Origin of the sequence: Mycobacterium sp., from assembly GCF_032162105.1 — a bacterium.
Classification (GTDB): domain Bacteria; phylum Actinomycetota; class Actinomycetes; order Mycobacteriales; family Mycobacteriaceae; genus Mycobacterium.
The window spans coordinates 1-11,299 of record NZ_JAVRPS010000524.1; the positions used below are offsets into that span (position 1 = coordinate 1).

Annotated in this window: 12 protein-coding genes; 6 read left to right on the plus strand and 6 right to left on the minus strand. The window is 67.0% G+C overall.

Features of this window, described 5'->3' with window-relative positions:
- On the minus strand, window positions 1–668 hold a 668-nt coding region (locus QOC69_RS26965), incomplete at its 3' end, for a pyridoxal-phosphate dependent enzyme (RefSeq protein WP_526445439.1).
- 43 nt (window positions 669–711) lie between these two features.
- Entirely contained in the window at window positions 712–1,764 is a 1,053-nt protein-coding gene (locus tag QOC69_RS26970; RefSeq protein WP_526445441.1) for an alpha/beta hydrolase, read from the minus strand.
- Window positions 1,765–1,958: 194 nt separating this feature from the next.
- Here QOC69_RS26970 and QOC69_RS26975 point away from each other — a divergent pair, with 194 nt between their 5' ends.
- Both QOC69_RS26975 and QOC69_RS26980 read left to right on the plus strand, forming a co-directional pair.
- Complete coding sequence (locus QOC69_RS26975; protein WP_526445443.1) at window positions 1,959–2,927, plus strand: SGNH/GDSL hydrolase family protein; 969 nt, start codon at window positions 1,959–1,961, stop codon at window positions 2,925–2,927.
- Window positions 2,928–2,972: 45 nt separating this feature from the next.
- On the plus strand, window positions 2,973–4,190 hold the full coding sequence (locus QOC69_RS26980; protein WP_526445445.1) for an acetyl-CoA C-acetyltransferase: 1,218 nt from the start codon (window positions 2,973–2,975) through the stop codon (window positions 4,188–4,190).
- Between the two features lie 59 nt (window positions 4,191–4,249).
- Here the strand turns inward: QOC69_RS26980 and QOC69_RS26985 are convergent, their stop codons facing one another.
- Together QOC69_RS26985 and QOC69_RS26990 are read right to left on the minus strand one after the other, a co-directional pair.
- Window positions 4,250–5,107 carry a DUF559 domain-containing protein gene (locus tag QOC69_RS26985; protein WP_526445447.1) on the minus strand — a complete coding sequence of 286 codons (858 nt, stop codon included), beginning with the start codon at window positions 5,105–5,107 and terminating at the stop codon, window positions 4,250–4,252.
- 258 nt (window positions 5,108–5,365) lie between these two features.
- Window positions 5,366–6,223 (minus strand): Bax inhibitor-1/YccA family protein, encoded by an 858-nt coding sequence (locus QOC69_RS26990; RefSeq protein ID WP_526445450.1) that lies wholly within the window; start codon window positions 6,221–6,223, stop codon window positions 5,366–5,368.
- A gap of 164 nt (window positions 6,224–6,387) precedes the next feature.
- On the opposite strand from QOC69_RS26990, the gene QOC69_RS26995 reads away from it, so the two are divergent.
- From QOC69_RS26995 to QOC69_RS27005, 3 genes are read left to right on the plus strand one after another with little or no spacing between them, the layout of a single operon-like run.
- Complete coding sequence (locus tag QOC69_RS26995) at window positions 6,388–7,425, plus strand: 3-hydroxyisobutyryl-CoA hydrolase (RefSeq protein WP_526445452.1); 1,038 nt, start codon at window positions 6,388–6,390, stop codon at window positions 7,423–7,425.
- 7 nt (window positions 7,426–7,432) lie between these two features.
- Window positions 7,433–8,206 (plus strand): enoyl-CoA hydratase, encoded by a 774-nt coding sequence (locus QOC69_RS27000; RefSeq protein WP_526445454.1) that lies wholly within the window; start codon window positions 7,433–7,435, stop codon window positions 8,204–8,206.
- 9 nt (window positions 8,207–8,215) lie between these two features.
- Window positions 8,216–9,943: an alpha/beta hydrolase gene (locus QOC69_RS27005; protein WP_526445456.1), complete on the plus strand. Its 1,728-nt coding sequence runs from the start codon at window positions 8,216–8,218 to the stop codon at window positions 9,941–9,943.
- Here the strand turns inward: QOC69_RS27005 and QOC69_RS27010 are convergent.
- Together QOC69_RS27010 and QOC69_RS27015 are read right to left on the minus strand one after the other, a co-directional pair.
- Window positions 9,940–10,332: a rhodanese-like domain-containing protein gene (locus tag QOC69_RS27010; protein WP_526445458.1), complete on the minus strand. Its 393-nt coding sequence runs from the start codon at window positions 10,330–10,332 to the stop codon at window positions 9,940–9,942. The genes QOC69_RS27005 and QOC69_RS27010 overlap by 4 nt on opposite strands.
- Window positions 10,332–10,856 carry a cysteine dioxygenase gene (locus QOC69_RS27015; protein WP_526445460.1) on the minus strand — a complete coding sequence of 175 codons (525 nt, stop codon included), beginning with the start codon at window positions 10,854–10,856 and terminating at the stop codon, window positions 10,332–10,334. Before QOC69_RS27015 ends, QOC69_RS27010 begins: the two co-directional genes overlap by 1 nt.
- 113 nt (window positions 10,857–10,969) lie before the next feature.
- Here QOC69_RS27015 and lpqV point away from each other — a divergent pair.
- Window positions 10,970–11,299: lipoprotein LpqV (gene lpqV / locus QOC69_RS27020; RefSeq protein ID WP_526445462.1), on the plus strand; the 330-nt coding region annotated here is incomplete at its 3' end.

Consider the following 11,299-nt stretch of genomic DNA (forward strand, 5'->3'; position numbering starts at 1 on the left):
ACGAGATAGGGCCGCCCCGTGCCACCCGAATACACCGAACCCTCGGGGTCCGCGCCGATGATCTTCACCGTGCCGCCGGACACCTCCTTGAGGTAGCGCCCCGCACCGGTGATCGTCCCGCCGGTACCCACGCCTGCCACGAAGTGCGTCACCTTGCCGTCGGTGTCGGCCCAGATCTCGGGCCCAGTCGTCTCGTAGTGGCTCTCCGGGCCCATTGGGTTCGAGTACTGATCGGGCTTCCAGGCACCGTCGATCTCCCCGACCAGCCGGTTGGAGACGCTGTAATAGCTGTCCGGGTGATCGGGCGGTACTGCCGTCGGGCACACCACGACGTCGGCGCCGTACGCGCGCAACACGTTCTGCTTGTCCTCGCTGACCTTGTCGGGGCAGACGAAGATGCACTTGTACCCGCGCTGCTGCGCGACGTTGGCCAGCCCCACACCGGTATTGCCCGACGTCGGCTCGACGATGGTGCCGCCGGGTCGCAGCTCGCCCGAGGCCTCCGCGGCCTCGATCATCTTGACCGCGATGCGGTCCTTGGAGCTGCCGCCCGGATTGAGGTACTCGATCTTGGCTGCGACGACCCCGGCCCCTTCGGGCACAACGGAGTTCAGCCGCACTAGGGGTGTGTTGCCGATGAGCTCACTGAGATGGCCCGCGATCCGCATGGGTCCATCGTGTCAGGCCCGGCGGCCAGGTACCAGCCAGGTCCTACCAGGTGGCCTCTCGGATGTACTCGCCGATCTGCCGCAGCGAGCGCGTCGCCTCCTTGACCGCGGGCGCGGCCAGCTGAAACACGTGCATCTGACCGGGCCAGACCCGGATCTCCACCGGCACCCCGGCGGCGGCCAGCATGTGCGCGGCCTTTCGTGCGTCGTTGAGCAGAACCTCCGAGCCCGATACGTGGATGAGCGTGCGGGGCAGCCCCTGCTCGATGTGGTCGAGCGGCTCGTATACCTGCTCCCGTTCGCCGTCGACGATGCGGCGCCTGGCCGCCGCCTCGACCAGCTCGACCAGCGCGGTGAACGCCTTCGGCGGGAACATTGCGTCCGAATGGATGTTGGGGTGCTGAGCCCGGTACTCGTTGTCGATCTCGAACAGCGGCGACATGGTCACCACCGCCGCGGGCAGTTCGCCTTCGAGGTGCAGCTTCTCGGCCAGCGCCAGCGACAGGTACCCGCCCGCCGAGTCGCCGGCCAGCACGATCTGCTCGGGCTCGTATCCCTTGAGCCGCAGCCACTGGTAGGCGTCCTGGCAGTCCTCCATGGCCTGCCCGATCGAATGCTTGGGGATCATCCGGTAGTTCACGACGAGCACCGGGCTGTCGGCGAACTTCGACAACGCCGTCACCAGCCGGCCGTGCGTATTGACTCCGCACGTGAGGAACGCCCCGCCGTGCATGTACAGGATGACGCGGCGCTTGCCGTCGGCCGGCAGAACGCCTGCCGCGCGCACCAGCTGGGCGGTGCAGTTGGGCAATCCGATCGTGGCGCGAATGGTCCCAGGAGCTGGCCGCATGACGCGTGCGGCGAAGTCCAGCAGGCCCCACGGCCAGGGCAGCCGGGGTGCGTAGCTGCCAATCGTGATAGTTGGCTTGATCGTCAACATCGCGGCCAGAGCAAACAATCGCCCAGCGACACTCGCACCGTCTTCGATGACCTCGACCGGGGCCCCGTCGCTGACGGGGAACCGGCGCGCGTTATGCGTTCTAGCTGCGCCTATACCAACGCGAGACGTGCTCGATACCTTGCTCGGTGCGGTCATCGCCACCACTCCTACGCCCTTGTAGTGCCCGTTGTATGACTGCTCTCAGCCGGCCCCGGGTAACTTAGCTTGACACCCTACTTAGTTTTCAACAATCGAAGAATCTGATTTCGTACCGGACTTGATACCGCAATGTGACCGGCCAATGGGCATCGCCACGCGGACATGCGCGGAACTGCCCTTAAACTTGCCCTGTGGGCATTCGGGCACCCCGTCGGTCGACCGTCGCCCTGGCGGCTGCGGCCGCGCTCGCGTCGACGGGCTCGGCATATGTGGGGGCGCGCAACCTGCTGAGCGAGCAGGCCAACAAGGCCCGTGAGGTCATCCCCAAGTCCTGGGAGGTCCCGCCCCGCGCCGACGGCGTCTACACCGCCGGCGGCGGCCCCGTCGAGAAGTGGCAGCGCGGGGTGCCGTTCGACCTGCACCTGATGATCTTCGGCGACTCCACGGCCACCGGCTACGGCTGTCACATCGCCGACGAGGTACCCGGCGTGCTGATCGCCCGGGGTCTCGCCGAGGAGTCCGGAAAGCGGATCAGGTTGAGCACCAAGGCCATCGTCGGCGCCACCTCCAAGGGGCTGTCGGGTCAGATCGACGCGATGTTCGTGACGGGCCCACCCCCGGATGCAGCGGTCGTGATGATCGGGGCCAACGACATCACCGCGGTCAACGGCATCGGGCCGTCGGCGCGACGGCTGGGCGCCGCGGTGCGACGGTTGCGTGGCAGCGGCGCCGTCGTCGTGGTGGGGACATGCCCGGATTTCGGCGTCATCACCGCGATTCCGCAGCCATTGCGCATGGTGGCCCGCACCCTCGGTTTGCGCCTGGCGCGCTCGCAGGCCGGCGCCGTCCGTGCCGCTGGCGGCGTCCCCGTGCCGTTCTCCGACCTGCTGGCACCCGAATTCCTCAAGGCGCCCGAGGTGCTGTTCTCGCCCGACATGTTCCATCCGTCCGCGGCCGGATACTCCCTGGCGGCCACCCAGCTGCTGCCCGCGCTGTGTAAGGCGTTGGGACAGTTGACGAACGACAGCACGACGGAGCCTGCACTGAAGTCGCGGTCGGCCGATGCGGCGAACCTGGTGTCCAGGATCGGCGGGGTCACCCGGTTGTGGCGTCGCACGACGGGCGTACCCGCGCCGATCGTCGTACCCGCGACGAGCTAGTTTCTCCTTAGATTTCGCACAGCCAATCCACACCAGGGAGCCGTCATGCCCGAAGCCGTCATCGTCTCCACTGCCCGCTCGCCGATCGGGCGTGCCTTCAAGGGCTCGCTGGCGTCGATCAGGCCCGACGACCTGGCCACCCAGATGGTGCGCGCGGCGCTGGACAAGGTGCCCGCCCTCGACCCGCACGACATCGACGACCTGATCATGGGCTGCGGCCAGCCGGCAGGCGAGTCGGGCTTCAACATCGGTCGCACGGTCGCGGTGCAACTCGGCTATGACTTCCTGCCGGGCACCACGGTCAACCGGTACTGCTCGTCGTCGCTGCAGACCACCCGGATGGCGTTCCACGCAATCAAGGCCGGCGAGGGCAACGCGTTCATCTCCGCGGGCGTCGAGACGGTATCGCGGTTCGGCAAGGGCAACGCCGACTCGTGGCCGGACACCAAGAATCCGCTGTACGACGAGGCAGGCAAGCGATCGGAGAGTGCGTCGGCCGGCGCCGACGAGTGGCACGATCCGCGTGCCGACGGCTTGATTCCCGACGTCTACCTCGCGATGGGCCAGACCGCCGAGAACGTCGTGCTGAGGACCGGGATCAGCCGCGAGGATCAGGACCACTGGGGCGTGCGCAGCCAGAACCGCGCCGAGGAGGCCATCAAGAGCGGCTTCTTCGAGCGCGAGATCGTGCCGGTCACGCTGCCCGACGGGACGACGGTGTCCAAGGACGACGGCCCACGCGCAGGCACCACCTACGAGGCGATCAGCCAGCTCAAGCCGGTGTTCCGGCCGAACGGCACGGTCACCGCGGGCAACGCCTGTCCGCTGAACGACGGCGCCGCGGCCCTGGTGATCATGAGCGACACCAAGGCCAAGGAGCTGGGCCTGACGCCGTTGGCCCGCATCGTGTCGACGGGCGTGTCGGGGCTGTCGCCGGAGATCATGGGCCTTGGCCCCATCGGGGCGACGACCAATGCGCTGGCCAACGCCGGGATGACGATCGGCGACATCGACCTCTACGAGATCAACGAGGCGTTCGCGGTGCAGGTCGTCGGGTCGGCCCGCGAGCTCGGCATGGACGTCGACAAGCTCAACGTATCCGGCGGTGCGATCGCGCTGGGCCACCCGTTCGGCATGACCGGCGCGCGGATCACGGCCACGCTGCTGAACAACCTGACCACCTACGACAAGACGTTCGGCCTGGAGACCATGTGCGTCGGCGGCGGCCAGGGCATGGCGTTGATCATCGAGCGGCTGAGTTAGCTGCCTTTCTCTCCGTTGACTCTGCGCGTACGGCGCAAAGTTGCGAGTGCGGTGCGCCGTCACCGCAGAGCCAACGGCGATGTGGGCTTGTCCCAGGCGTGCTGAACGCGACCAACGATGTTGGCACGCCGATGGCCGGCGGCCACCCTGATCGTTGTCCAGCCGACACTGGCGATGTACTCGCTCCGCACGATGTCATAGCCGATCTGATCGGCATGCTGAACACCGTCGTACTCGACGGCCAACATGGTGGCCTCCCAACCCATGTCGAGGTAGTACAGCGGATAGCCATCGGGGCCGAGCACCGGTATCTGCGTCTGGGGCCTCGGAAAACCCGCGTCTATGAGTAGAAGCCGAAGCCATGTCTCCTGCGGCGACTGGGCGCCCGGATCGTAGAGGTCGAGTGCGGTCTCGAGCTGACGCAGGCCACGGGCCCGCGAATGGCGTTGCGCCAGCCTCAGAACGTCATTTGCCTTGAAGCCGACGGCATTGCCGAGCGCATCCAACCGCGCGACTGATTCGTCGAGCCGTCCACGCCGGCCGATGTCGAATGCCGTGCGTTCAGGCGTCGTCACTCTCAGCCCGCCGAGACCTTGAATCTCCTCCTCGAACAGCAAGTCGGCCCGAGTGATCACGTTTCGCGGTGGCCTGGCGTTGGCCCAGATCAATTCGACGGGTGCGTCGTCGCCAATCCACTTGGCTCCGTGGAGTGCTGATGCAGCTATCCCGGCTACCACCGCGTCGCGTTGCGACCAGAGCCAGGCCGCAACGGTGCGCTGGCCGAGTGACGGCTGAACGCGCTTGCCCAGGTACACGTTCGGCATGATCGCCCGGTAGTACCGGCGCAGTTCGTACCGGTTCAACTGCCCCAATGCCAACGCTTCTGAGCCGATGAAGGGGCCATCGCAGGTGTCCATGGCGCCACAGTGGAGTCACCCGCCGACTGCAGACCGTCGACGCTGCGTCCACGGCGCGAATCTGTGGATGAACGGGGCTCTGTGCACACGGGAGTCACGTCCACTCTGCGTCCTGGGCGTGAAAGTGCGAGTGGAGAGTGCCCTACGCGCAGAGTCGACGGTGGGAGGGGGTGACGTGCGACTGAAGGGGCGGGGAAGGAACCCGCATACGAAAAAGGGCGCCCGCAATCGCGGACGCCCTTTCTCTGGGGAAAGCTGCTAATCCCTCTGGAAGTAGCTCAGCAGCTGCAGGATCTCGATGTAGAGCCAGACCAGCGTGACGGTCAGACCGAGGGCGACGCCCCATGCGGCCTTCTCCGGCGCACCGGCGCGGATCATCTGATCGGCGGAGTCGAAGTCGAGCAGGAAGCTGAACGCCGCGATGCCGATGCAGACCAGCGAGAAGATGATCGCGATGGGGCCGCCGCTGCGCAGGCCCATGCCTTCACCGCCACCGACGCCGAACATGCCGAGCACCAGGTTGCCGAGCATCAGCACCAGCACTCCGAACATGGCCGCGACCAGCATCCGGGTGAACTTCGGCGTGACGCGGATGGCGCCGGTCTTGTAGACGACGAGCATGCCGAAGAACACGCCGAGGGTGCCCAGGATCGCCTGGAAGATCAACGTGCCCGCGCTCGCACCCGACACGTAGACATTGGCCAGGACGAACGAGAACGCGCCCAGGAACAGACCCTCGAGTGCGGCGTAGCTCAGCACGATCGCCGGGTTGTCCTGCTTGCGCCCGAAGGTCGCGATCAGCACCAGGGCCAGACCACCGAGCGCGCCGACGAGCACGAACGGCCTCGCCAGCGCCAGGTTCGAGGACACCAGGAAGTAGGAGACGGCGGCGACCGCGGTCAGCACGGCCAGCGTGATGCCGGTCTTGGTGACGACGTCGTCGATGGTCAGCGGCCGGGAGACCCCGGTCTGCTGCTGATCTGGGTACTGCGTCACATATGGGTCGGCATCACGTACCTGCTGTGCACCGTAGCCGGCGGCTCCGGTACCAAACTGTGCGTATCCGCCCTGCCCCTTCGGCAGAGACCGGAATACCGGGTTGCTGCTCTCGCGCACCGTCGGATCCTCTCCTGTGCTGTGCTTCGCCTGCTGGCGAATACTCCAACAACGATCAGCGTGTCAGACATGGTTCCCGCCGTCGACACTGAGTCTGTGAATCTTCTCAGCAAGACGCTACCCGTCGGGCGGTGCTCGACGGCGACGATCTAGATTGCTTACTCGTGGCCGCAGAAAACGAGGATGTCCTAGTAACCGTCGAGAACGGCGTCGGCCTGTTGACGCTGAACCGGCCCAAGGCGATCAACTCGCTCACCCACGGCATGGTGACGGTCCTTGCCAGCACGCTGAAGGACTGGGAGAACGACGGTTCCGTTCACACCGTGCTGCTGACGGGCGCAGGCGAGCGTGGATTGTGCGCAGGCGGCGACATCGTCGACGTCTACAACAGCGCCCGCGGCGATGGCGTCGAGGCGCGGACGTTCTGGCACGACGAATACGTGCTCAATGCCCACATCGCCAGGTACTCCAAGCCCTACGTGGCAGTGATGGACGGCATCGTGATGGGCGGTGGCGTGGGTGTCAGCGCCCACGCGAGCATCCGGGTCGTCACCGACAGCACGAAGATGGCCATGCCGGAGGTGGGCATCGGTCTCATTCCCGACGTGGGTGGCTCGTTCATCCTCTCGCGGGCCCCCGGTCGTCTCGGCTTACATGCCGCGCTGACGGGGGCTCCATTCAACGGTGCCGATGCCATCGCGTTGGGCTTCGCCGATCATTACGTGCCCCACGACGTGCTCGGTGAATTCAAGAAGGCGATCATCGATGGTGGCATCGACGCCGCCCTCGCCGCCCATGCCATCGAGCCACCACCGAGTTCACTGCTTGCCCAACAGAACTGGATCGATCACTGCTATGCGGGCGAGACGCTGGCCGACATCGTCGCGGCACTGCGCGGTCACGACGCCGGGCCTGCCAGCGACGCGGCCAATCTGATCGCCTCCCGCTCCCCCATCGCGGCGTCCGTCGCACTGGTGGCAATCCGCCGCGCGGCCACGCTCGACACGCTGGAAGACGTTCTGCGCCAGGAGTTCCGGACGCAGACCGCAGCATTGCGCTCACACGACCTCGTCGAGGGTATCCGCGCCCAGGTCATCGACAAGGACCGCAATCCGAAATGGTCACCGTCGTCGTTGGCCCAAGTCTCTACGGCCGACGTCGAGGAATACTTCAAACCGGCCGATCCCGACCTGACGTTCTAGGAGAACCATGAACTACGAGACCATCCTGGTGACGCGCGAGGACCGCGTCGGCACCATCACCCTGAACCGGCCCAAGGCACTCAACGCGCTCAACAGTCAGGTGATGGCCGAAGTCACCACGGCGGCGGCGGAATTCGACGCCGACGCGGGCATCGGCGCCATCATCGTCACCGGCAACGAGAAGGCTTTCGCCGCGGGCGCGGACATCAAGGAGATGGCCGACCTGTCGTTCGGAGACGTGTTCGCCGCGAACTTCTTCGAGCCGTGGTCGAAGTTCGCCGCCACCCGTACCCCCACCATCGCGGCGGTCGCCGGCTATGCGCTCGGCGGCGGGTGTGAGCTCGCGATGATGTGCGACCTGCTGATCGCCGCGGATACCGCCAAGTTCGGCCAGCCCGAGATCAAACTCGGTGTGCTGCCCGGAATGGGCGGCTCGCAGCGGCTGACTCGCGCCATCGGCAAGGCGAAGGCGATGGACCTGATCCTGACCGGGCGCACCATCGGCGCCGACGAGGCCGACCGCAGCGGCCTGGTGTCGCGCGTCGTCCCGGCCGATACGTTGCTCGACGAGGCGAACGCCGTCGCCGCCACCATCGCGGGCATGTCGTTGTCTGCGTCGCGGATGGCCAAGGAGGCCGTCAACCGCGCCTTCGAGTCCACCCTCGCCGAAGGCCTGCTCTACGAGCGCCGACTCTTCCACTCCGCGTTCGCGACAGACGACCAGACCGAGGGCATGGCCGCGTTCACCGAGAAGCGCCCGCCGAAGTTCACTCACCGCTAAAGTGCGTTCGTGACAGACACGGACGCCAAGGCCGACGATCCGCCTGCGGCAGAACCGGAACCGCAGGCCGAACCGGAATCGGCTCCCGCACCGGCGAAGCAAGATTGGTGGCTTCGCCACTACACGTTCTTCGGCACCGCCGTCGGGCTGGTGTTCATCTGGTTCTCGATGACGCCGTCGCTGCTGCCGCGCGGCCCGCTGTTTCAGGGGCTGGTGAGCGGCGCTGCGGGCGCGATCGGTTACGGACTCGGCGTATTCGGAGTCTGGCTGGTCCGCTTCATGCGTTCCAAGGACAGCAGCCCGCCTGCACCACGGCGGGCCTGGTTGGGCCTCCTCGTAGTCGGCATCATCGGCCAGGTTCTCGCCATCGTCTGGTTTCACGTATGGCAGGACGAGATCCGCGACTTCATGGGCGTACCCCGGTTGGCGTTCTGGGATCACCCGCTGACCGGCGTACTGTCGATCGTCGTCCTGTTCGCCTTCGTCGAACTCGGTCAGCTGGTCGGCAAATTGGTGCGCTATCTGGTTCGCCAGCTGGAACGCGTTGCACCACCTAGGGTTTCGGCGGTCGTGGTCGTCGCCCTGCTCCTCGTCGTGGCCATCGCGCTGCTGAACGGCATAGTGGTTCGTTTCGCGATGAGCACGCTCAACAGCACCTTCGAGTCGGTGAACAACGAGAAGGATCCAGACATCGCCGCGCCGACGACCTCGCTGCGGTCGGGCGGGCCGGAGTCGCTGGTCACCTGGTCGTCGCTGGGCCACCAGGGCCGCGTCTTCATGGCGAACGGACCGACCGTCGACGACCTGTCGAAATTCAACGGCGCGAGGGCAATCGAACCGATCCGCGCCTATGCAGGCCTGAACTCCGCCGACGGGATCAAGGCCACCGCCGCGCTGGCCGCCAGGGAGCTTCAGCGCACCGGCGGGCTGAACCGCGCGGTCGTCGCAGTGGCCACCACGACGGGCACCGGCTGGATCAACGAGGCCGAGGCGTCCGCGCTGGAGTACATGTACAACGGCAACACGGCGATCGTCTCGATGCAGTACTCGTTCCTGCCCAGCTGGCTGTCGTTCCTGGTCGACAAGGAGAACGCCCGGCAGGCCGGCCAGGCGCTGTTCGAGGCCGTCGACGCGTTGATCCGCGAGATGCCCGAGAACACCCGTCCCAAGCTGGTGGTGTTCGGCGAGAGCCTCGGCTCGTTCGGCGGCGAGGCTCCGTTCCTGGCCCTGAACAACCTCGTCGCACGCACCGACGGCGCGCTGTTCTCCGGCCCGACGTTCAACAACACCATCTGGACCGACCTGACCCGCAACCGCGACGAGGGGTCACCGGAGTGGCTGCCCATCTACGACAAGGGCGCGAACGTCAGGTTTGCGGCGAAGGCCGAGAACCTCGGCAGGCCAGCCGATCCTTGGGGTGAGCCGCGGGTCGTCTACCTGCAGCACGCCTCCGACCCCATCGCGTGGTGGAGTCCGGACCTACTGTTCAGCAAGCCGGACTGGCTGCGCGAACCCCGCGGCTACGACGTGTCGCCGCGCACGGAGTGGATTCCCATCGTGACGTTCCTGCAGGTGTCCGCCGACATGGCGGTGGCCGTCGACGTACCCGACGGACACGGCCACGTCTACGTGCGCGACGTGGCCAACGCCTGGGCGGCGATCCTGCAGCCGCCGGGGTGGACGCCCGCCAAGACGGACAAGCTGCGGTTGCTGCTGCGTTCCAACGAGAACAGCTAGTTCAACGCAGCCAGGACGCCGACCGCCTTCAGCGCGTGGTAGCCGCCGATCACGTCGGTGGCGGAATGCAGACCGAGGTCGACGAGCGAGGCCGCGGCAAGGCTCGACGTGTAGCCCTCGGAGCACAGCACGATCCACTCGACGTCGTCGCCGACCGCCTCGGGCAGTCGGGCGTCGCTGGTGGGGTCGCAGCGCCACTCGAGCACGTTGCGTTCGATGACCAGCGCCGCCGGGACGTCACCCTCCCGCGCCCGTTGCGCGGCGGGCCGGATGTCGACGAGCAGCGCGCCACGCTCCAGCGCGCCAGGCACGTCGCGCGCCTCGATCCGCGTCAACTTCGCCCGCGCGGACTCCAGCACGGCATCGATACGGCTCGGCGTGCGGCTCATCAGTCGTCCTCCGGTTTGTCGGTCAGCTCGGTGCGGTCGCGTCGCAGCGTATTCCGCTCGGTCACTTCGTAGTACGACATCGCGGTCAGCGGCGGTGAGTAGGCGTGCACGCTCAGGGTGGGCCCGGCGACGTGCGTCGGCTCCGGCGCCCACACCACGTCGTGCACCCAGCCGAGCGGAAAGCCCGCCTGATCGCCCGCGGTCAACCGCCGGTGCTTGAGGCCGTCGCCGTCCCACCGTGTCTCGGCCAGCGAGCCGGACACCACGGTCAGCGCCCCCAGCGACCCGCCGTGGTCGTGCAGTTCGGTGGACCGGTCGGGCACCCAGCTGATCAGCCACACGTCGAGTTCGTCGTCGCCGAAGAGCCGGGTGAACCACCGCTCGTCGATGGGCGCGCCGCCGGCAGGCAGCAGGTGGTCGTAGCGGCCGGACAGCACGTCGTCGGCGGCGCGGTCGGTGGTGTGCAAGAGGTCGGGCAACCGCAAGCGGGTCGGCGCGACGATGGACGGGGATGCGAGTGACATGGCGACACGAACTCCAGGAGAGAGGACGGGCAGGGGGTGGGCATCAAGCCCGACAACACTCCTGAGACGTAGTCCGGTCCATCACGATCGCGAGTGTTGCATAGATTGGCGGCATGCGCAGCTACCCGATCCTGGCCGTGACTGCCGCGGCGGCAGTCTGTTTCGCCGTCCTCGCCGTCCTCGCCGACTGCTCGTCGGGGTCGGAGGGCGGGAATCCGTCGCCGTCGTCGTCCACGTCCGCGGCGTCGGCGGCACCCACCACAGAGACGACGAATCAGACCCACACGGCCGCGCCGGGAGCCGTCGGCGTCTCCCCCAACGGCGTGACCACCGCAGTGGGCGCACCCGCCGAATCGACCGAGGACGAGTACTTCCAGGCCTGTCACGCTGCGAAGGTGTGGATGACGGAGCAGGGCGGTGACCAGAATTCGCAGTTCGAGCCG

Coding starts and splice junctions, on each gene's coding strand:
- QOC69_RS27010 (WP_526445458.1), bottom strand. CDS start 10,332: ATGAGCCGCACGCCGAGCCGTATCGATGCCGTGCTGGAGTCCGCGCGG.
- QOC69_RS27015 (WP_526445460.1), bottom strand. CDS start 10,856: ATGTCACTCGCATCCCCGTCCATCGTCGCGCCGACCCGCTTGCGGTTG.
- QOC69_RS26980 (WP_526445445.1), top strand. CDS start 2,973: ATGCCCGAAGCCGTCATCGTCTCCACTGCCCGCTCGCCGATCGGGCGT.
- QOC69_RS27000 (WP_526445454.1), top strand. CDS start 7,433: ATGAACTACGAGACCATCCTGGTGACGCGCGAGGACCGCGTCGGCACC.
- QOC69_RS26985 (WP_526445447.1), bottom strand. CDS start 5,107: ATGGACACCTGCGATGGCCCCTTCATCGGCTCAGAAGCGTTGGCATTG.
- QOC69_RS26970 (WP_526445441.1), bottom strand. CDS start 1,764: ATGACCGCACCGAGCAAGGTATCGAGCACGTCTCGCGTTGGTATAGGC.